This is a genomic window from Pseudomonas gingeri, from assembly GCF_013386165.1.
Taxonomy (GTDB): Bacteria; Pseudomonadota; Gammaproteobacteria; order Pseudomonadales; family Pseudomonadaceae; genus Aquipseudomonas; species Aquipseudomonas gingeri_C.
On record NZ_JACAOS010000016.1, the window covers coordinates 708,730 to 728,280 of the forward strand.

Genomic DNA, 19,551 nt, shown 5'->3' on the forward strand with positions numbered 1-19,551 from the left:
CCAGGGTCCACTCGCCGCTCGCCAAGGGACTCAGAACGCATAATCGATACTCGTCGTCAGCGTTCGCCCCGCCCCCGGGATGCCGTACAGCTGGAAGCCATCCAGCGACGCCCCGATCTGGCTGAAGTAGAAGGTATTGAAGACGTTGTTGAGGTTCAGGTTGACCCGGGTCTGCTTGTTGATCTGGTACTGCGCCGCCAGGTTGTGCACCCAGTAGCCCGGAGCCTTTTCGTTGTCCTTGACGTAGATCGCGTTGACCCCGGACGGACCGTTGGCATAACTGCTGTTGTTGTTCTGGCCGCCGACATATTCGTTGTCGCTGTAGCGCCGCCGGCCGACATAGTTGACGCCATAACTCAGGCTCAGCTCATCGGTCACGGCATAGGTGGTCCACAGGTTGGCGGTCAGGTCCGGAACGTTCTTGGCCTCGGCACCCTTGTTCGCGCCTTTGGTCTGCACGCTCTTGAGTGCGGAGAAACCGCTGTAGACCGTCCAGCGCGGGGTGATGTTGCCTTGCACGCCCAGCTCGACACCATCGACCCGCTTGGCCGGCAGCGCGCGCACCGGGGCAGTGTCGTCATCCTGATACTCCCAGGAGTTTTCCAGTTCGGTGCGGAAGATCGCCGCCGTAAGGTTGACCTGGTCGTGGAGCAGGTCCCACTTGGTGCCGACCTCGTAGGTCTTGGACTTGGCCGGGGTGTAGCTGCTGGTGCTGGCCGCGCCGTAGATCTGGTTATTGGTCGAGGCACCCACCGCCGACGGCTGCGCCGCCTCGCTATAGGAGGCGTAGATGCTGCCGTTGGGCAATGGCTTGTAGACCACCCCGGCACGTCCGCTCAGCGCGCCGTCGTCACTCTCGATGGTGGCCTGGCCGCGCTGGCTGGTCTGGGCCTTCCAGTTGTCGTAGCGCAGGGAACCGAGCACCTGCCATTGATCGTTGAGGGTCACGGTGTCGCCGAAGTAGACCCCGGCGTTGTCGATCATCGAGTAGGGGTCGCCGGCGCCCTTGGTGACCCAGGTACTGGCGAAGTCATGCTGCGGATCGGCGATGTCGAACAGCATGTTGCCGGTCGGTACTTCGGCGTTGCGGGCCAGCCCGCCATAGGTCTCGTGGTACAGCTCGATGCCACTGACGACGGAGTGGGACAGGCTCCCGGTGTTGAAGCCGAAACTGAGGTCGGTCTGGTTGTCGAGAATGGTGTAGCGCTTCGACTGGCCGAAGTCATCGCCACGGAGGATGCCGTAGGCGGTACTGCTGTTGTCGCTGTAACCGGGGTAGGCATTGATCGTCGAGCCCGGCACCTGGCTCAGCGGCCCGACACCGGTGTAGCCCAGCGTTGCGCAGCGGGTGCCGGTGCAGATTTTCTGGCCGTTGGCATTGGCGGCGAAAAAGCGTGCCGGCGACAGCACCGCGAAGTTGTCCGTGCGCTCCCAGCGGATTTGGTTCTTGAGCTTGGCGTCGTTGTCGAAGTCATGCTCCAGGCGCGCCGTGAAGGACATGGTTTCGGTCTGCTGGGTATAGAGACTCGAATCGCCATACCAGTTGGAGCGGTTCACCCCCGGCATGGTGTCGCGGTTGGTGCCGCGCTGGATCGGCAGGCCGCCGTCCGGGGTGTTGTCGTCTTTCTGGTAGAACAGGTCGACGAACACCCGCGTCGAAGTATCGAGGCCCATGCCCAGGGACGTGGCGATGCCCCAACGGTCATAGTCGACGTCGTCGCGATCGGCCACCTGGTTGTAGTGGCGCATCAGGTTGATACGCAGGGCGGTGTTGTCGTTCAACTCGTGGTTGAGGTCGGCGGTCAGGCGCCGGTAATTGTCAGTGCCGACCCCGGCGGAGAGTTTGTTGGCATCGCCCAGGTGGGCTTCCTTGCTGACCAGGTTGACGCTGCCGCCCACCGCCGAGACCCCGGACTCGATGGCCCCGGTGCCCTTGAAGACTTCGGCCTGTTGCAGGTTGAAGGTGTCGGTGCGGGTCGACATGCCGGCATCACGGACACCGTCGACGGTCAGGCTCTGCTCGGAGGAGAAGCCGCGAATCGAGAACAGGTCGCCCCAGCCCAGGTTGCCCTCGCCGGACATGAAGGTAATGCCCGGCACGTTGCGCAGCACTTCCTGCAAGGTCTGGGCGTTCTGCTCCTTGAGTACCTGTTGGGGCACGATGGTGATACTTTGCGGAGCATCGAGCAGTGGCGTGGCGACCTTGGCCGAGGACACGCGGTCGACCTTGTAGGCTGAGCCATAGTCGCCTTCGACCTTGAGGTCCGGTAGGGTCAGGGTCGCGCCGGCGGTTTCGTTGTCCTGGGCCTGGGCCGGATGCAGGGCGCCCATGGCCATCAGGCCGAACAGGGGCGCGAGGGTGCGCGGCAGGGTCAGGGAGCAAGGACGAGCGACAGGGGAGGGCGATGGCATTCGGTAGGGCCTATGCTAAATTACAATCAATCTTATTTCGATTCCCTCAGTCTAAAGAGCCTGTCGCCCGTGGCGGGGGTCGCTTTGTATCGGAACCGCATACAAGCGCTGTTCAAAATATTCCATTACATTTCCCTGTAACGTGCCGTGTGCTTTCGGCTATCTCCTAGATTTTTTTCGGACGCTGACTTTCTGCCATGCCCAAGCCTGATCACCTGCTGATCGTCGACGACGATCCGGAAATCCGTCAGTTGCTCTCCGAGTATCTGACGAATGCCGGCTACCAGACGTCCACCGCCTGCGATGGCAAGGAAATGCGCCGTCGCCTTGAACTGAATGTGATCGACCTGATCGTGCTCGACCTGATGTTGCCGGGTGAGGATGGCCTGAGCCTGTGCCGTGAGCTGCGGGTCACCTCGAACACCCCGGTGATCATGCTCACCGCCCGGGGGACGCTGGTGGACCGCATCCTCGGCCTGGAGTTGGGGGCTGACGATTACCTGCCCAAACCCTTCGACCCGCGCGAGCTGCTGGTGCGGATCAAGGTGGTGTTGCGCCGGGCCCAGAGCTTTCCCGAGCGGGCGCGGATCGACGAAGTGCCGACTTTGCGTTTCGACGGTTGGCAACTGGATACCCGGGCGCGCCAGGTGCTGTCGCCGGCGGGGCTGGTGATCAGCCTGGGCAACACCGATTACCGGGTGCTGCGCCTGTTGTTACAGCACCCGAACCGGCCCTTGAGCCGGGACTTCCTGCTCAACCATGTGTTCGAGAAGGACAGCACGCCGTTCGACCGCTCGATCGACGTCTGTATCAGTCGCCTGCGCCAGCAACTGGAGCCGGGCCTGATCAAGACCGTGCGCAACGAGGGTTATATGCTGACCGCCGCCGTCGTGGACCTGCCGGAGTGAAGTTGTTGCCGCGTTCGCTGTTCGGGCGTGTGGTGATCATCCTGGTGGCCGGCATGCTGGCGGCCCAGGTCCTGACCAGCAGCATCTGGTATGACGTGCGGCACAGCCAGGTGCTGGAGATCCCGACCCGGCTGATTGCCACGCGGCTGGCGGATATCGTGCGCCTGTCCCATGCAGATGCGCGTCAGGCCGACGGGCTGATCGCGTTGCTCGACACCCCGGGTTTCCATCTGACCCTGAGCGACCAGGCCAGTGCCCAGGCCGATACCCTGGACGATTCGGACCGGGGCACCGAGCGGCTGCTCAACAAGGTGTTGTCGGAGAAAACCGGGTATGCCGAGACCTTGCGCCTGCTGCAACTGTCCGTGGTCGACGATCAGGAGCAGGACGTCGGCTGGCTGGCCTTGTTCGGCAGCCGTCCGGCCATCGGCCACTTTCTGATCGACCTGCGCCTGCCCGACGGTCGCTGGCTACAGGTTGACGCCCGCGAGGAACAGGGCTGGACCAGCAATGCGCCGCTGGATGTGTTGTTTGACTATGTGATGCGTATTTACCTGCTGCGTATCGCGGTGCTGGTGATTATCGCCTTGCTCGCCGTGCGCCTGGCGATCCGTCCGTTGAACGCCCTGGCCAAGGCGGCCGAAGCCCTGGGCCGGGATATCCGCCGGGAACCCTTGTCGCTGGATGGCCCCACCGAAGTGCGGCGGGCGGCCCAGGCGTTCAATGTCATGCAACAGCGCCTGATCGCCAGCATTGCCGAGCGTACCCGCTTCCTCGCGGCGATTTCCCATGACTTGCGTTCGCCCATCACCCGCTTGCGACTGCGTACTGAATTGCTGGACGACACGCCGATCAAGGAGCGTTTTCGCCGGGACCTGGAGGACATGGAACACATGGTCTCCAGTACCCTGGATTTCGTCAGCAGCGGCGAGGTCAGCGAAGCCCGGCAGAGCATCGACATCAACGCCTTGCTGAGCAGCCTGCAAGCCGATTTGCAGGATATCGGCGAGTCGGTGGCGGTCGAGGGGCGAGCGTCACGGCCATTGCCAGGGTATGCCCGCAGCCTCAAGCGCTGTGTGCAGAATGTGCTGGAAAACGCCGTGCGTTATGGCTGCGAGGTGGTGATCCGGGTCGATGACCAGCCGCAGCAGTTGCGCATCCTGATCAGCGATCGCGGACCGGGAATCCCCCAGGCATTGCTGGATCAAGTGGTGGAGCCGTTCTACCGGGTGGAGTCGTCACGCAATGCCGGGACCGGTGGTTACGGCTTGGGCCTGAGCATCGCCCAGACCATTGCCGCAGCCCATGACGGCAGCCTGATCTTGCGCAACCGTGAAGGCGGCGGTTTGGAAGTGACGTTGGCGTTCGAGCGCCAGCAGGATTAAGTTCGTGTTCAGACCAGGTGCAGATGGTTGTCCCACAGCCCCGCCGGCAGTTCCAGCGGCTGGGCTGCCAGTTCCTTCTGGCGACAGTCATAGAAGCGGCAGCGACCCTGGCCGGAGGTGACGACGAAGCCGTCAGCCACCGCACCGACACCCGCGCAGTCCGGTAAGGGCGCATCCAGGCGCACGGCGCCGCTGTCCAGGTCCCAGATAAAAAAGCGATTGCCCCGTGGCGCGGTCAACGCCACCAGGCGCAGTTCGCTATGCACCGCGACGCTGGCGGTGTAATGCCCCATGGCCTGCAACTGCTGCTCGGCCACCGGAAAGGCGACAAAGGGCTGGCCGGGACGTTTGATCGCCAGCAACTCGGAAGACTCGTGGGACGGCCCCATGAACTGCTGACCGGCGACGATGGTGCCGTCGCTGGCCACGCCCAGGTGGCGCACGCTGTTCATCTGCTGGGGCAGGGTTTCCTTGCTCAGCAGGGTGCCGTCGCGCTGCATCAGCACCAGGCTCGGTTCCATCGCCTCGAGGTTCATTTCCACCCGGCTTTCGGCTTCGGTGCGAATGCCGCCGTTGGCGACGATCAGGGTCTCGCCGTCGGGCATCCAGGACACCTGGTGCGGGCCGATGCCATGGGTGGAAAGCTCTGCGCGATGGACCAGCCGCTCACCTTCGAAACGGTACACTCCGAGCAGGCCACGGCCCGGATCGCTGGTGTCGTTCTCGGTGGCGTACAGCCAGTCGCCGCTCTTGTGGATCACCGCATGGCCATAAAAGTGCCGGTTCGGCTGCGAGGCGAGGGTTTGCAACAGACGGCCGTCACGCAGGTCGATCAGGTAACTCTCGGTGCCGGGGCGCCGCGCCACGAACAGCGCCAGGGGCTGGGTCGGATGGTTGATGATGTCGTGGCAACGCTGGCCGACCTGGGTGGCGAAGACCTGCTTGCCGTCCAGCCGATAACCCACGGCATAGTGGCGGCCATCGCTGTCGTCACGGGCGGAAAGCAGCAGCGGGCTTTTGCCTTTTTGCCGGAACAGGCTCCAGCCGCCCAGCGTCAATGCGCTGAGCAGCAGGCTGCCGAGGGTCAGGGCCTGGCGTCGCAACATTATCAGTCCCCGTCGTTGGCGTTGAAGCCCAGTTGGATGCCCAGCGCCTTGGCCAGTTCACCTTCGTGCAGGCGGTGGACGACGTTGAGGCTGTCGTAGAGGTCGTTGAGCTGCTGGCGACCGGCATCGTCACCGAGCAGGTCGGTCAGGGAGCGCTGGGTACTGTCGAACAGCTTCAGGGAGGCGGCGTAGGCGGCGTCGATCTTGTCGGCCAACGGCTTCTGCCCCGTCGGCAGCAGGTTGCGCAGGCCCTTGTTGTCGACCCCGACCCAGACGGTCTGGGCGGCGGCCAGGCTGGCGCGCAGGCCTTGCAACGACGACTGGCTGCGCCAGGCATCGGCCTGGAATGGCTGCGGGATGCCCTTGGTCTGGCGGCCCATGGGCGTGCCGAGCTTTTTCTTCAGGGTGTCGAGGGCGGTGACCTGGACCCGAAGCAGATCGGCGATGGCTTCGTGGGAATCGGCGTAGCGCTGGTTGGGGAACTTGCTCATCTGCGCGAGCATGCCGTCGCTGGTTTCCCAGCGGGCGAAGATCTCTTCGGCGAGGGCTTGCTGACGCTTGCCGATGGCGGTCAGCAATGGGCAATAGCGGGCTTTCTGCACGCTGTCGGCCATATCGATCTTGCTGTCGTAGAGGATGTATTCATAGGCCGAAAGCCCCTGGACCACGACGCTGGATTTGGCCAGGGCGGCGGCGTCGATCTGCGGCTGGGCGCTGACCAGTTGTTCGACCTGACGGCCCACCAGGTTTTTCTTGTCCGGCCAGAACTGCACCTGCCAGGAGCGATTGCCTTCGGCCAATGGCCCGATCAGCAGCGGCTGCAATTCAGCCCAGGCCTTCTGCGCGTGGAGGAAGTCGGCACGGGCGGTTGCAAGGCTTGCCTTGCCTTCGCAGAAGGCCAGGGCGCTGATCGCCAACTGGCGGTCGGCGTCGACCCAGCGGCTGTAGGTCGGCAGGATCACCTGCTTGGCGATTGCGGCCGAGGTCAGCGCTTGCGGGTCCTGGGGCGAGCAGGCACCCAGGGCGAGGGCGGCCAGGCTGGTGAACAACAGTTTGGGGCGGAACATGTCCGGGTCCTCTATTGAGAGAAATCTTATAAAGAATTCAGGAAAGCGAGCAGCGCGGTGCGTTGTTCGGCATTGAAAGACAGCACCTGTTGCTGCGCCGGCAGGGCTTCACCGCCATGCCAGAGCACGGCTTCGAGCAGGTTGCGGGCGCGGCCGTCATGCAGGAACTGGGTATGGCCGCTGACGTTCTGCGTCAGGCCGATGCCCCACAGTGGTGGGGTGCGCCAGTCATTGCCGTCGGCCAGGAACTCGCTGCGCTGGTCGGACAGGCCGGGGCCCATGTCATGCAACAGCAGGTCGCTGTAGGGGCGGATCAACTGGTTGGCCAGCTCCGGTTCGGCGGCGTTGGCCGAGGTGGTGAACTGCGGGGTATGGCAGGCCTGGCAGCCGACCTGGAAGAACAGGTTCTTGCCGGCCAGCACCTGCGCTGCGCCGACGTCGCGCCGGGCGGGGACCGCGAGGTTGCGGGTGTAGAAGGTCACCAGGCGGAGGATGTTGTCGCTGACTTCCGGCTCGCCGTCCGCACCGCCGCCGTGGGGCGCTTGCAGGCAGTCGGTCTGGGTCGGGGTGCAGTCGTCGAAGGGGCGCAGGTTGCTGGTCAGGCCCATGTCGCTGGAAAACGCGTGGACGTTCTGTTGATTGATGTTCGGTTGCCCGGCCTTCCAGCCAAAGCGGCCGAGAACGGTCTTGCGCTGGGCGTCGTCCCAGACCCGGTTCGGTCGTCCGTTGACCCCCAGGCGTTGCTGCTGCCGGGCGTTGGCGAGGATGGCTTCTTCAGGAATCGCTTCGAGCAGGCCGAGGCCGATCATCGGTGGCGCAACACGCGCGGAAAACAGCGTCTGTGGATGCATCGGGCCATAGCCCAGGTGGGTGATGCGCAGGGTCGGGCGGCGCAGCTCGACGGCGCTGCCGTCCTTGAAGCGCACCGACACGTTTTCATAGTCGACCCGCACCTTGCCTTCCGGGGCCACGCCGGGGATGGCCATGTCCTGCAACTGCCCGCCGTAGACCGGTTCCGGCACCACGCCCTGGCGTTCGATCAGTTTGGCGTACATCGGGCTGTTGGGAATCGACAGGCGTACCAGCATCGACACCGCGTTATCCGCACCCGGCGCCGGTGGATGGCCGCGGCCGTCCTTGATATGGCAGTTCTGGCAGGCGTTGGTGTTGAACAGCGGCCCGAGGCCGTCGCGGGCGGTGGTGGTGGACGGTGCGATGACCCAGGGGCTGCGGAAGAAACTGTTGCCGACGCTGAAGTCCAGGCGCCGCTCCAATGAAAGGTTGGCCGAGGGCTGGGAGAAGGCGTTGCGGTCGCTTTTGCCCACCGTGGTGCTACCGCCGGATCGAGCTTCGCCGGGTTCGGGCTTGGTAAAGCGCGGGGCGTCGTCGCAGGCGGCCAGGCCAAGGGCCAGGAACAGCGTCGACAGGCGAAGAAGCAGCGAGGGCATCGGCGTCCAGGGCATGAGTAAAGACCGGGCGCGATTTTATCAGTCCCGATACATTTGAATAAGAGGGATTAGCATTTGCGTGATTCGTGGCACGGTCTTGTGGCGAGCGGGTTTGCCCGCTCGCCACAACCGATCAGAAATCGTGATCGGCGTTATCCGGGTTCAGATCGGTGATGCCCAGCTTGGCCGCCGCCTGCTCGATGGAGCCGGTCTGCTTGACCAGTGCCGAGATGGCGTCGCGCACGATCTTGTTACCGGGCTCGTTGCCGGCGGCGATCAACTGGTCGTAGTGCTCACCCTTGTTGGCGTGGTCGACCATGATCTGGATCTTGGCTTCGGTGGCTTGCAGATCGTTCTTCAGCGCTGCGTCGGTTGCCGGGTCGGCCTTGGCCACCAGGGAGGACAGGCTCGGGCCGGTCAGCTGGGTGCCATCAGTACGGGTGTATTCACCCAGGTAGACGTTGCGAATGCCCTTGGCATCGTAGAAGTGCGAGTTATGAGTGTTGTCGCTGAAGCAGTCCTGCTCGTCTTCCGGGGAGTTGGCTTCCAGCGATACCTTCATGCGTTCGCCCGCCAGTTCACCGAGGGACAGGCTGCCCATGCCGAAGAGCATTTTGCGCAGGCCACTTTCAGCCGGCTCGGCTTCCAGGCTGGCGCGATAGTTGTCGGGCACATCCGGTTTCCAGTTGCCGACCATTTCTTCCAGGTCGTTGACCAGCAGTTGGGTCACGGCCTTGAGGTAGGCGCGGCGACGGTCGTTGTGACCGCCGGTGGCGCCAGGACCTTCCAGGTAGTCAGAGGCCGGGCGGTTGCCGGCGCCAGGGCCGGTGCCGTTCAGGTCCTGGCCCCAGAGCAGGAATTCGATGGCGTGATAGCCGGTGGCGACGTTGGCCTCGGAACCACCCAGCTCGTTCAGGCTGGCAAGTTTTTCCGGGGTGATTTCGCTGACATCGACCTTGTCTTCACCGACCTGGATCTGCGGGTTGGCGATGATATTGGCGGTTGCGGCCGGGTTGCCCAGGGCATGTTCGTAGGAGGCGTCGACGTAGTCGATCAGGCCTTCATCCAGCGGCCAGGCGTTCACCTGACCTTCCCAGTCGTCGATGATGGTGTTGCCGAAGCGGAACACTTCACTTTGCAGGTACGGCACACGCGCGGCGATCCAGGCCGTGCGGGCGGCCTTGAGGGTCTCTGCGTTCGGCTTGGCGAGGAAGGCATCGACAGCGGTCTGCAGGTCCTTCGCGGTGGATTCGGCATCGCTGAACACGGCGAAGACGATCTCGGTGTAGTGGGCAACCACGGCCTTGGCAGCGGTTTCATCGACTTTCACCGTGGCATCGCCATCGGATGCCTGGGCAGCAGCGGGTGCCTGGCTGGCCGCTGTGGCGTTTTCCTTGTCCTTGTCGCCACAACCGGCGAGGGCGATGGCAATGGCCAACAAACTGGCGGTAGCCAGGGGCATGCGAATCATGGCGAACATCCTGCTTCGAGAGGGTGGATGGGGGCGCACGGCCCCGCAAAACCGGCACATGATGCGAAGGATTTGCATTCTGTGTAAAGGGCTTAGTGATTGAAATATTTGGTATTAAAACGGGAGTTGATCCCATTGAATTTTGTGGCGACGAGCTTGTTTGCCTGGGGGACTTACAAGATCGCCGCGTTGCTGCGCTGTGCCTGCTTGAGGTACGCCGCCAGCTCGCGGGCCGGCAATGGTTTGCTGTAGTGGTAGCCCTGGCCTTCGTGGCAACCTTCGGAAATGATATAGGCCTCCTGCTCGACGGTTTCCACGCCCTCGGCGATGACCTGCATGCCCAGGCTCTTGCCCAGCTGGATGATCGCCCGGACGATGGTCGCATCGTCATCGTCATCGAGCAGGTCCTGGACGAAGCTCTTGTCGATCTTGATCTTGTCCAGTGGCAGGCTCTTGAGATAACTCAGGGACGAGTAGCCGGTGCCGAAGTCGTCGATGGCGATCAGAGCGCCGGAGCGACGCAGGCTCAGCAGGTGCTGAGCGGCGGTGCTGATGTCTTCCATCAGGCCGGTCTCGGTGACTTCCAGCTCCAGGCTGCGCGGTGGCAGGCGGTACATCTGCAGGAGATTGTTGACCACCCGCGGCAGCTCGGCGTGGTGCAACTGCACGGTGGACAGGTTGACCGCCATGCGCAGGTCGGTGAAGCCCTGGTCGTGCCATTCGCGCAACTGGCGGCAGGCCTGGTCCAGCACCCACTCGCCGATGGCGATGATGGTGCCGTTCTGCTCGGCCAGGGGAATGAACAGGTCCGGCGGTACCAGGCCGTGTTCCGGGTGCTGCCAGCGGATCAGCGCCTCGACGCCCACCACCCGATGATCGCGGTAGCTGATCTGCGGCTGGTAGACCAGGTAGAACTGATTGCGGTTGAGGGCTTCGCGCAGGTCTTTTTCCAGTTCACGACGGCGGCGCATTTCACTGTCGACGCTGGCGATATAGAACTGATAGCGGTTGCGCGAACGGGTCTTGGCCAGGGTCATGGTCTGTTCGGCTTTCTGCAACAGCTTCTCGGTGCTGTCGCCGTCTTCCGGGAACAAGGTGATGCCAATGGTGGCGCGCAGGCGGATTTCCTGGTGATCGAGGGCAAACGCCGCTTCCAGATCGTCGAGGATGCTCTGCGCCAATTCGGCCGCTTCATAGGGTTGTTCTATATCGGCCTGGACCAGGGCGAACTGGTCGCCGCCCAGCCGGGCCAGGGCGCCGAGGCGGCCGCTGTGGGCGCGCAAGCGGTCGGCCAGGGCCAGCAGCAGTTGGTCGCCGACCTGGTAGCTGAATTGTTCGTTGATGCCCTTGAAGTCGTCCAGACCCACGCAAAGTACCGCGACCCGACGTTGCAGGCGGCCGGCATCGACCAGGATCTTGTCCAGTTGCTGCTGCAACTGCTGGCGATTGGGCAGGCCAGTGAGGAAGTCGTACTGGGCCATGCGCAGCAGGCTGTTTTCCGCCTCGTGACGCAGGTGGGTATTGCGCTCGATGGAGGCCAGCAACTGGTTGGCGGTGTTGACCCAGATGCCCAACTCGTTCTTTTCATGGCCCCTGAGCTGGGGCAACTGGTGTTCGCTGGGGCGATCCGGGTTGACGTTGCTCAGGTGTTCGATGATCCGTGACAGCGGTTTGGTCAGCAGCCAGTGATAGACCAGATACAGCACCAGGCCGAGGAACAGCGCGCGCAGCACGCCGGAAATAAAGATGATCACCGAGTTGACCAGGAAACCCTGGCCATAGGTGGCGGTGTCGAGGGTGATGCTCAGGTCGCCGTAATACTCGCTGTAGGGGCCGCGACCGACCAGTTGGGTGCTGAAGGTGCTTTCCTGGCCGAGGATCGGGTCGGTCAGCCAACGGCTGGAAGATTTTTGCAGATTGCGGGATTTTTCCGCGAGCATCGCCTCGTTGGGATGGCCGATGGAAGCCATGCGCACGGCATCATCCTGGAACAGGCCTTCGATAACCTGCATGCCCATCTCGCGGTCGAGGCTGTAGACGGCCTGGGTCGAAGGGTCGCGGAACATGTCGAGGATGCGCTGGGCGTCGCTGGCCACGGCCTGCCGAGTCTTGTAGGCATCAAAGACGATCTGCGCACAGCTCAGCACAGCGCCGACGATCAGCGCCGAAAGCAGCACGACCCGGAGCAACTTCACCGACAAGCTGTTCTTGAGTTCCAGCTTCAAAGGGTTATTCCTTGTTCCGTGCGGATGGCATCAAGTTGCCATGAGTATTGGCAATCCGGCCCGCTCAGTCAAAGGGACAATGCGAGCGGCGAGAACCTGTGCTCATGCTTGGCCGGTCAAGCGGTTCCCGGGCTCTTCGGACCATTGATACTGTGTCGGTCGCCCAAGCCGTCTACTTGAGGGGACGGCGCGTTATTTTCCCGGATTATTCAGATTAGTTCCTGGCGGCACGGCAGGCATAAAAAAACCCGGCGAGGCCGGGTTTTTTTGCGAAGCGGGTTCAATCTCAAGCGGTGAAGGCTTTGCCTTCGAACTGCTCGGCGACGAATTTCCAGTTCACCAGGTTCCAGAACGCCTCGACATATTTCGGACGAACGTTGCGGTAGTCGATGTAGTAGGCGTGTTCCCAGACGTCGCAGGTCAGCAGCGGGGTGTCGCCGCTGGTCAGCGGGTTGCCGGCGCCGATGGTGCTGGCCAGGGCCAGGGAACCGTCAGCCTTTTTCACCAGCCAGCCCCAACCGGAACCGAAGGTGCCGACGGAAGTCTTGGTGAACTCTTCCTTGAACTTGTCGAAGGAACCGAACGCGGCGTTGATGGCTTCAGCCAGCTTGCCGGTCGGTTGACCGCCGGCGTTTGGCGCCAGGCAGTTCCAGTAGAAAGTGTGGTTCCAGACTTGAGCGGCGTTGTTGAAGATGCCGCCGGAGGAAGATTTGACGATTTCTTCCAGGGTCTTGCCTTCGAACTCGGTGCCTGGCACCAGGTTGTTCAGGTTCACGACGTAGGTGTTGTGGTGCTTGTCGTGGTGGAACTCCAGGGTTTCCTTGGAGATGTGCGGCTGCAGGGCATCATGTGCATAAGGCAGCGGAGGCAATTCGAAAGCCATGGTGATTCTCCTAATCAGGTCAGTTGCGGTGAGCGCAAGGCCGATCACGGCGGCCATACTGGCGTGCGCCGGGGAGTTTGTACTCTTTGCGGCGCAAGACTCGGATCATAGCACCGGGGTCGCGGCTTAACCACGCAACAACTGTGTGGGATAGAGGTTCCAGAGCCTTTTGTCACGGATCAACCGGCCTTGATCAGTTGGGCGGCGACACTGAACATCATGATTGCCACCAGCAGGTCGAGCAGGCGCCAGGTGGCCGGGCGAGCCAGCCAGGGGGCCAGCCACGCTGCGCCCAAGGCCAGGCTGAAGAACCACAGCAGCGAGGCGCTGGCCGCGCCGACCACGTAGGCGCCGGGCTCGGTTTGCTGGGCGCCCAGGGAGCCGATCAGCAATACGGTGTCGAGGTACACGTGGGGGTTGAGCAGGGTCACCGCCAGGGCGCTGAGCAATACTGCGCGCAATGACCGTAGGGTTTGGCCGGCGCCTTGTTGCAGGCTCTGGCGCGAGAAGGCCCGGCGCAGTGCCAGGCTGGCGTACCAGAGCAGAAAAGCGGCGCCGCCCCAGCGGGCAATCGCCAGCAGCGTCGGGTTGTGTGCCAGGACGCTGGCCAGTCCGAAGACCCCCGCCGCCACCAGGATTGCATCGCAGAGCACGCACAGGGCTGCCACCGGCAGATGATGTTCGCGGCGCAGGCTCTGGGCCAGGACAAAGGCGTTCTGCGTGCCGATCGCCATGATCAGGCCGGCGGCCACCAGCATGCCATTCAGATAGCTTTGCCACATGACGGCTACTCCCCGTGTTCGGCCAATTGCCGCAAGACCTGCAGGGCGCGCTCGGCGTCGGCGCGTCCGACGAACAGGTGGTCGTGGTAATAACCGGCGATCACGTTGCAACTGATGCCGGCCTTGCCCAGGGCGCCGGCGAAGGCGGCCGTAAGGCCGACCGCTGCCAGGGCCGAGTGCACGTTGAGGGTGATCCAGGCGGCCAGGTAATCGAACGGCAGGCCCAGGGCCTCGGCGTCTTCACGGCTAATGATCACGGTCAGGCCTTCGCGTTCGCGAAAGCTGCCGATGGGCTCGCGGCCCTTGAGCAGGCTGGCGTCGGCCAGGCTGCAGAAAACGTAGTCACCTTCGTTGAGTTCGGGGCTCATGCTGCGCAGCAGCACGCTCAGGGAAGTTTCGCCGGCCATGTCGATGTCCTCGGATAAGCAGTGGATGTGGGCATTCTGCGGGGCGATGTTGTATAAGAAAAACCAATAGTGCTGATCGCTCATTAGGAAAACTGATGTTCGACTATAAATTGCTTTCTGCCCTGGCGGCCGTGGTCGAGCAGGCCGGCTTCGAGCGAGCGGCCCAGGTGCTGGGTTTATCGCAGTCGGCGATTTCCCAGCGGATCAAATTGCTCGAAGCCCGGGTTGGCCAACCGGTGCTGGTGCGGGCTACGCCACCGAGCCCGACCGAGATCGGCCGGCGTCTGCTCAATCATGTGCAGCAGGTGCGCCTGCTTGAGCGCGATCTGCAAAGCCAGGTGCCGGCGCTGGATGAAGAAGGCCTGCCGGAACGCCTGCGCATCGCCCTGAATGCCGACAGCCTGGCGACCTGGTGGGGCGAGGCAGTGGGGGATTTCTGTGCCCGCCAGCACCTGCTGCTGGACCTGGTGGTGGAGGACCAGACCGTGGGCCTCAAGCGCATGCGCGCCGGTGAGGTCGCCGCCTGCTTGTGCGCCAGCGAACGTCCGGTGGCCGGTGCGCGCAGTCTGCTGCTCGGGGCCATGCGTTACCGCGCGCTGGCCAGTCCGGCCTTTATCGCCCGGCACTTTCCACGGGGCATCGATGTGCAGGCGCTGGTCCGGACCCCAGCCCTGGTGTTCGGCCCGGACGACTTCCTGCAGCACCGTTACCTGGCGGCACTGGGCGTGGAGGGCGGTTTCGAACATCATCTGTGCCCGTCATCGGAGGGCTTTATCCGTCTCACCGAAGCCGGCCTGGGCTGGGGGCTGGTGCCCGAATTACAGGTGCGCGAGCAGTTGGCCCGGGGCAGCCTGGTGGAATTGATCGCGGATAAAACCATCGATGTGCCGTTGTACTGGCATCATTGGCGCAATGGCGGGCAATTGCTCGGGCAGTTGACCGAGCACCTGGCGCGTTCGGCGGCGCAATGCTTGGTGCCTCTGGCGTGACGGGCAGCGTTTAAGTAGCAGGCAACACGAATCAAGGCATTTGGAGCACGACATGAAAATTCTGGTCACCGGCGCGAGCGGCTTTATCGGCGGGCGCTTTGCGCGTTGCGCCCTGGAGCAGGGCTTTGAGGTGCGGGTCAATGGACGCCGGGCCGAGAGCGTCGAGCATCTGGTGCGGCGTGGTGCCGAGTTCGTCCAGGGCGACCTGAGCGACCCGCAACTGGTGCGTGAGTTGTGCCACGGTGTCGAAGCCGTGGTGCATTGCGCCGGTGCGGTGGGCTTGTGGGGCCGTTACCAGGAATTCCACCAGGGCAATGTGCTGGTCACCGAGAATGTGGTCGAGGCGTGCCTTAAACAACAGGTTCGGCGCCTGGTGCATTTGTCGTCGCCCTCGATCTATTTCGACGGTCGCTCGCACCAGGGCTTGACCGAGGAGCAAGTGCCCAAGCGCTTCAAGCACCCTTATGCGGCCACCAAGTTCCTCGCCGAGCAGAAAGTCTTCGGCGCCCAGGAGTTTGGTCTCGAAGTCCTCGCGCTACGCCCGCGTTTTGTGACCGGGGCCGGCGACATGAGCATCTTCCCGCGGCTGCTGAAGATGCAGCGCAAGGGGCGCTTGTCGATTGTCGGCAACGGCCTGAACAAAGTCGATTTCACCAGCGTGCACAACCTCAACGAAGCCTTGCTGAGCAGCCTGCAGGTGGGCGACTCGGCCCTGGGCAAGGCTTACAATATCAGCAACGGCACCCCCGTCCCGTTGTGGGATGTGGTGAACTACGTGATGCGCCAGATGCAGGTGTCGCAAGTAACTCGCTACCGCTCCTTTGGCCTGGCCTACAGCGTTGCGGCCTTGAACGAAAGTGCCTGTGCCCTCTGGCCGGGGCGCCCGGAGCCGACCTTGTCGCGCCTCGGCATGCAGGTCATGAACAAGGATTTCACCCTGGACATCAGCCGCGCACGGCATTATCTCGGTTACGACCCCAAGGTCAGCCTGTGGGCTGCCCTTGATGAGTTCTGTGCCTGGTGGAAAGCCCAGGAGCCGGTGGCCGTTTAAATATTCGGTTACCGACTGAACCGGGTTCCCGGTTCAGGGTCGATCAGAGCGGCGGGTGAGGGGGGTATACTCGCCGCATTTCGCTATCACTGCGGTTCAGAAAGGTTCCTTCATGCGTAACGATGCCAACGACGATTTTGATGATGTGCCCAGCCTGCGTGCCGATGCGGACGACCATGATGATCATGCCGCGCCCGCGCCCGTGCGTGAACGCAGCCGTGCCCAGGTCGCGGCCACGCCGCGGTTGAAGGTCAAGGTACCGAGCACGGGTCCGCTGTGGGCGCTGGTCGGGGCCTTGTTCATTGCCTTCGCCGGGTTGGCCTGGTGGAGCTTCCAGCAGATCTCCCTGATGGAGCAGCAGTTGGTAGCAACCCAGGAAAGTTTCGCGCGTATCAGCGAAGACGCGGCGGGGCGTTTGCAGGCGATTTCCGGGAAGGTGGTGGCCAGCGAGTCGAGCGTCAACAGTGACAGCGAAGCGCTGAAGTTGCAGATCCGCCAGCTTGAAGGCAAGTTGCTCGAGCAGGGCAAGCAGCAGCAGGGCGTTGCCGGTCAGGCGACCGGCCTTGACCAACGCTTGCAACAGATGAGCGCACTGACGGCGGACCAGCAGACCGCCAATACCCAGTTGCAGGCCCAGGTGAAAAGCCTGACGGCGGAACTGGCCGCTGTGAAGGCTGGCCAGGGCGATGCGGGCAAGCTCGATGCGCAAGTGAAGAGCAACGCCGCCGAGATTGCCGCCTTGAAAAAGCAGGGCAACAGCAGCGCGGCGGTCGAGCGTATCGAGCAGGAACTGATTGTGCTCAAGAGCGAGCAGGACAACCGTCAGGCTGCGGCTGGGCAGGCAGGCGGGCAGGCGGGCTCCAACACGGCGGAGTTCGATGCGTTCCGTGGGCAGGTCACGCGTAACATCACCACCCTGCAGAACCAGATCCAGAACCTGCAGGAGCAGATCACCGCAAAACCCTGATTATTGCACCACGCTTGAGGGGCTCTTTGTGAACCAGCGGGTCGGCGGGGAATTTTTCGCTTCAGGGCACTCGTCGAGGGTTTCGCGGTCTGATCGGGTGTAGGCGGGCATTGGCCCGCCTACGTCGGTCAGCATCGCTGTCCGGCGCCCTTTAGCGGTCCAGGAGGCCGCCATGTGCCCTCGAATCCTTCTCGCTGCAAGCCTCTCCGTGCTGCTGTCCGCCTGCGTGCCCTACTACGACGGGGGCCCCGCCTACTATCGTTCCGATGTCTACACCGCTCCCGCCCCGGCCTATTACGGTGGTGGCGCCTACTACGGGCGCGGCTACTATGTGCCGGCGCCACGCTATTACGCACCCGCGCCGACTTACCGCCCTTATCCGAACCGAGGCTGGGGCTGGGATCGGTATCAATGGCGTGGTAACGGCGGCGATGGCGGTCACGGTCACCACGGCGGCGGTGGCCGTGGTCAGGGCGGTAGGGGGCGTTAGCCGGCCCCCTGGCGACGCCGTTCAGTAGTCCGACAAGTCCGCCAGTGGATGGCGTCCTTCCCAGGCCTTGTGGAAATGCGCCTCGACCACCGCTTCCGGCACGGCGGCGATATCCGGCCAATGCCAGCGCGGTTCGCCGTCCTTGTCGATCAACCGCGCCCGCACGCCTTCACTGAACTCCGGATGACGGCAGCAGTTGAGGCTCAGGGTGTATTCCATCTGGAACACCTGCGCCAACGACAGGTGCCGGGCCCGGGCGATCTGCTCCCAGACCAGGTGCGCGGTCAGCGGGCAACCCTCCTTGAGCTGCCGGGCCGCCCGGGCCAGGCGCTTGTCGGGGTCTTCGGCCAACTGCGCCAGGGCCTTCCAGGCGCAGTGCACATCGCTGACATCCAGCAACTCATCAATACGCTCGCGTAACGGCAACCATTGCGCCGCCGGTTGCTGATCCCGGGCCTGACGCTCCAGTGCCTTGAGCAGGCTGTTGAGCTGCATCGCCGTCTGTTCCTGCCAATTGAGCCGCAACAGCCCTTCGATCAGTTCTTCCTGCTGATCGTCGCCCAGCAGCCGGTCGGCCAGGCCCAGGTCGATGGCGTCGCGAGCGTTCATCTGCGCGCCGGTCAGGCCGAGAAACAGCCCCAGCTTGCCCGGCAGTCGCGACAGGAACCAGCTGGCGCCGACATCCGGGTACAAGCCGATGCCAATTTCCGGCATCGCCAGGCGACTGCTCGGGGTGACGATACGAATGGCCGCGCCTTGCAGCAGGCCCATGCCGCCGCCGAGGACATAACCATGGGCCCAGCACAGCACCGGTTTGGGGTAGGTGTGCAGGCGATAGTCGAGGCGGTACTCCGAGGCAAAGAACACGCTGGCCAGCGGCGGCACGGCGCCCGGGTGGGCCTGGCAGGCCTGGGCCAGGCTGCGCACCTCGCCGCCGGCGCAGAACGCCCGGACGCCGTTGCCGCGCAACAGCACACAGGCGATGTTCGGATCCCGTGCCCAGGTCTCCAGGCGTTCGTCCAGGTCCTGGATCATCGGCAGTGAAAGCGCATTGAGGGTGTGTTCGGCATCCAGCGTGGCGATGCCCAGGCGGGCGCCGTTGATGCCGGTAAGTTCTTCGAAATGCAGGTTCATCGTGACCTCGCTACTCGTTGAATGCTCAGTATGATCCTTGTGTGGGAAAGTGCCGGTTCTGTCTCGGATCAATTGACAAGCGTGATGGGCTTTCCTAGTGTCCGCCCCATTGTTATTTCCGGACACGATCATGACCGACGACGACCGCATCAAACTCGAGCCCAGCTGGAAGCACGCACTACGTGAAGAGTTCGACAAGCCCTACATGGGCGAGTTGCGAGAATTTCTGCGCCTGGAGCACGCCGCCGGCAAGGAGATCTACCCGCCGGGTCCGCTGATCTTCAATGCCATGAACGCCACGCCGCTGGATCAGGTGAAGGTGGTGATCCTCGGCCAGGACCCTTACCACGGGCCGGGCCAGGCCCACGGCCTGTGTTTTTCGGTGCAGCCGGGTGTGCCGGCGCCGCCGTCGCTGGTCAATATCTATAAAGAGTTGCAGCGCGACCTGAATATCGAGATTCCCAAGCACGGCTACCTGCAGAGCTGGGCCGAGCAGGGTGTGTTGCTGCTCAACACCACCATGACCGTGGAACGCGGGGTTGCCGCCTCGCACGCCAATCGCGGCTGGCAGTTCTTTACCGATCGGATTATCGAAGTGGTCAGCGAGCGCCAGGACAAACTGGTGTTCCTGCTCTGGGGCGCCCATGCCCAGGGCAAGCAGAAGCTGATCGATGCGACCAAGCACCTGGTGTTGAAGTCGGTGCATCCGTCGCCGTTGTCGGCCTATCGCGGTTTTATCGGCTGCGGGCATTTCAGCCGGACCAACAAGTTCCTCGAACAGAATGGCCTGGCGCCAATTGAATGGGCATTACCGCCACTTTGATGC

Annotated in this window: 17 protein-coding genes; 7 read left to right on the forward strand and 10 right to left on the reverse strand. The window is 63.3% G+C overall.

Going from position 1 to position 19,551, the window contains the following annotated elements; translation table 11 throughout:
* Positions 1–30: 30 nt before the first annotated feature.
* Entirely contained in the window at positions 31–2,412 is a 2,382-nt protein-coding gene (locus tag HX866_RS19560) for a TonB-dependent receptor (protein WP_177140261.1), read from the reverse strand.
* Between the two features lie 197 nt (positions 2,413–2,609).
* Here HX866_RS19560 and HX866_RS19565 point away from each other — a divergent pair, with 197 nt between their 5' ends.
* Together HX866_RS19565 and HX866_RS19570 are read left to right on the forward strand one after the other, a co-directional pair.
* Positions 2,610–3,320 (forward strand): response regulator, encoded by a 711-nt coding sequence (locus HX866_RS19565; protein ID WP_177096669.1) that lies wholly within the window; start codon positions 2,610–2,612, stop codon positions 3,318–3,320.
* Complete coding sequence (locus tag HX866_RS19570; RefSeq protein WP_177140262.1) at positions 3,317–4,705, forward strand: ATP-binding protein; 1,389 nt, start codon at positions 3,317–3,319, stop codon at positions 4,703–4,705. Before HX866_RS19565 ends, HX866_RS19570 begins: the two co-directional genes overlap by 4 nt.
* 8 nt (positions 4,706–4,713) lie before the next feature.
* Here HX866_RS19570 and HX866_RS19575 read toward each other — a convergent pair whose 3' ends face one another.
* The 8 genes from HX866_RS19575 to HX866_RS19610 form a co-directional block, all read right to left on the reverse strand.
* Complete coding sequence (locus HX866_RS19575) at positions 4,714–5,811, reverse strand: DUF1513 domain-containing protein (RefSeq protein ID WP_177140263.1); 1,098 nt, start codon at positions 5,809–5,811, stop codon at positions 4,714–4,716.
* 2 nt (positions 5,812–5,813) lie between these two features.
* Positions 5,814–6,878 carry an imelysin family protein gene (locus tag HX866_RS19580; RefSeq protein WP_177140264.1) on the reverse strand — a complete coding sequence of 355 codons (1,065 nt, stop codon included), beginning with the start codon at positions 6,876–6,878 and terminating at the stop codon, positions 5,814–5,816.
* Between the two features lie 26 nt (positions 6,879–6,904).
* A complete protein-coding gene (locus tag HX866_RS19585) occupies positions 6,905–8,326 on the reverse strand; it encodes a di-heme oxidoreductase family protein (protein WP_177140265.1) in 1,422 nt (473 codons plus the stop codon).
* 133 nt (positions 8,327–8,459) lie between these two features.
* The gene (locus tag HX866_RS19590) at positions 8,460–9,797 is read right to left on the reverse strand and encodes an imelysin family protein (protein WP_177096684.1); all 1,338 of its coding nucleotides are present in this window, start codon (positions 9,795–9,797) and stop codon (positions 8,460–8,462) included.
* Positions 9,798–9,970: 173 nt separating this feature from the next.
* Complete coding sequence (locus HX866_RS19595) at positions 9,971–12,022, reverse strand: putative bifunctional diguanylate cyclase/phosphodiesterase (protein WP_177096686.1); 2,052 nt, start codon at positions 12,020–12,022, stop codon at positions 9,971–9,973.
* 286 nt (positions 12,023–12,308) lie between these two features.
* Complete coding sequence (locus HX866_RS19600) at positions 12,309–12,905, reverse strand: superoxide dismutase (protein ID WP_100944452.1); 597 nt, start codon at positions 12,903–12,905, stop codon at positions 12,309–12,311.
* A 179-nt stretch (positions 12,906–13,084) separates the two neighbouring features.
* Positions 13,085–13,687, reverse strand: coding sequence for a LysE/ArgO family amino acid transporter (locus HX866_RS19605; RefSeq protein ID WP_177096688.1), 603 nt, complete (start codon positions 13,685–13,687; stop codon positions 13,085–13,087).
* A 5-nt stretch (positions 13,688–13,692) separates the two neighbouring features.
* Entirely contained in the window at positions 13,693–14,094 is a 402-nt protein-coding gene (locus HX866_RS19610) for an ACT domain-containing protein (RefSeq protein WP_177096690.1), read from the reverse strand.
* 95 nt (positions 14,095–14,189) lie between these two features.
* Here HX866_RS19610 and HX866_RS19615 point away from each other — a divergent pair, with 95 nt between their 5' ends.
* The 4 genes from HX866_RS19615 to HX866_RS19630 all read left to right on the forward strand — a co-directional run bounded on the left by HX866_RS19615 (position 14,190) and on the right by HX866_RS19630 (position 17,591).
* Entirely contained in the window at positions 14,190–15,083 is an 894-nt protein-coding gene (locus HX866_RS19615; RefSeq protein WP_177140266.1) for a LysR family transcriptional regulator ArgP, read from the forward strand.
* A 52-nt stretch (positions 15,084–15,135) separates the two neighbouring features.
* The gene (locus HX866_RS19620; protein WP_177096694.1) at positions 15,136–16,134 is read left to right on the forward strand and encodes an NAD-dependent epimerase/dehydratase family protein; all 999 of its coding nucleotides are present in this window, start codon (positions 15,136–15,138) and stop codon (positions 16,132–16,134) included.
* Positions 16,135–16,246: 112 nt separating this feature from the next.
* Positions 16,247–17,101: an ATPase gene (locus HX866_RS19625; RefSeq protein ID WP_177140267.1), complete on the forward strand. Its 855-nt coding sequence runs from the start codon at positions 16,247–16,249 to the stop codon at positions 17,099–17,101.
* Positions 17,102–17,273: 172 nt separating this feature from the next.
* Positions 17,274–17,591, forward strand: a complete 318-nt coding sequence (locus HX866_RS19630) for a hypothetical protein (RefSeq protein ID WP_177096698.1) — start codon at positions 17,274–17,276, stop codon at positions 17,589–17,591.
* A gap of 21 nt (positions 17,592–17,612) precedes the next feature.
* Here the strand turns inward: HX866_RS19630 and HX866_RS19635 are convergent, their stop codons facing one another.
* Positions 17,613–18,725 (reverse strand): enoyl-CoA hydratase/isomerase family protein, encoded by a 1,113-nt coding sequence (locus HX866_RS19635; RefSeq protein ID WP_177140268.1) that lies wholly within the window; start codon positions 18,723–18,725, stop codon positions 17,613–17,615.
* A gap of 130 nt (positions 18,726–18,855) precedes the next feature.
* Between HX866_RS19635 and ung the strand changes: the two genes are divergently transcribed.
* Complete coding sequence (gene ung, locus HX866_RS19640) at positions 18,856–19,548, forward strand: uracil-DNA glycosylase (protein ID WP_177096702.1); 693 nt, start codon at positions 18,856–18,858, stop codon at positions 19,546–19,548.
* Positions 19,549–19,551: the final 3 nt, after the last annotated feature.

Bases quoted from the DNA above. Each gene is read 5' to 3' on its own strand.
- HX866_RS19560 (WP_177140261.1), bottom strand. From the start codon at position 2,412: ATGCCATCGCCCTCCCCTGTCGCTCGTCCTTGCTCCCTGACCCTGCCG.
- HX866_RS19565 (WP_177096669.1), top strand. From the start codon at position 2,610: ATGCCCAAGCCTGATCACCTGCTGATCGTCGACGACGATCCGGAAATC.
- HX866_RS19575 (WP_177140263.1), bottom strand. From the start codon at position 5,811: ATGTTGCGACGCCAGGCCCTGACCCTCGGCAGCCTGCTGCTCAGCGCA.
- HX866_RS19580 (WP_177140264.1), bottom strand. From the start codon at position 6,878: ATGTTCCGCCCCAAACTGTTGTTCACCAGCCTGGCCGCCCTCGCCCTG.
- HX866_RS19585 (WP_177140265.1), bottom strand. From the start codon at position 8,326: ATGCCCTCGCTGCTTCTTCGCCTGTCGACGCTGTTCCTGGCCCTTGGC.
- HX866_RS19590 (WP_177096684.1), bottom strand. From the start codon at position 9,797: ATGATTCGCATGCCCCTGGCTACCGCCAGTTTGTTGGCCATTGCCATC.
- HX866_RS19600 (WP_100944452.1), bottom strand. From the start codon at position 12,905: ATGGCTTTCGAATTGCCTCCGCTGCCTTATGCACATGATGCCCTGCAG.
- HX866_RS19605 (WP_177096688.1), bottom strand. From the start codon at position 13,687: ATGTGGCAAAGCTATCTGAATGGCATGCTGGTGGCCGCCGGCCTGATC.
- HX866_RS19610 (WP_177096690.1), bottom strand. From the start codon at position 14,094: ATGGCCGGCGAAACTTCCCTGAGCGTGCTGCTGCGCAGCATGAGCCCC.
- HX866_RS19615 (WP_177140266.1), top strand. From the start codon at position 14,190: ATGTTCGACTATAAATTGCTTTCTGCCCTGGCGGCCGTGGTCGAGCAG.
- HX866_RS19620 (WP_177096694.1), top strand. From the start codon at position 15,136: ATGAAAATTCTGGTCACCGGCGCGAGCGGCTTTATCGGCGGGCGCTTT.
- HX866_RS19625 (WP_177140267.1), top strand. From the start codon at position 16,247: ATGCGTAACGATGCCAACGACGATTTTGATGATGTGCCCAGCCTGCGT.
- HX866_RS19630 (WP_177096698.1), top strand. From the start codon at position 17,274: ATGTGCCCTCGAATCCTTCTCGCTGCAAGCCTCTCCGTGCTGCTGTCC.
- HX866_RS19635 (WP_177140268.1), bottom strand. From the start codon at position 18,725: ATGAACCTGCATTTCGAAGAACTTACCGGCATCAACGGCGCCCGCCTG.
- ung (WP_177096702.1), top strand. From the start codon at position 18,856: ATGACCGACGACGACCGCATCAAACTCGAGCCCAGCTGGAAGCACGCA.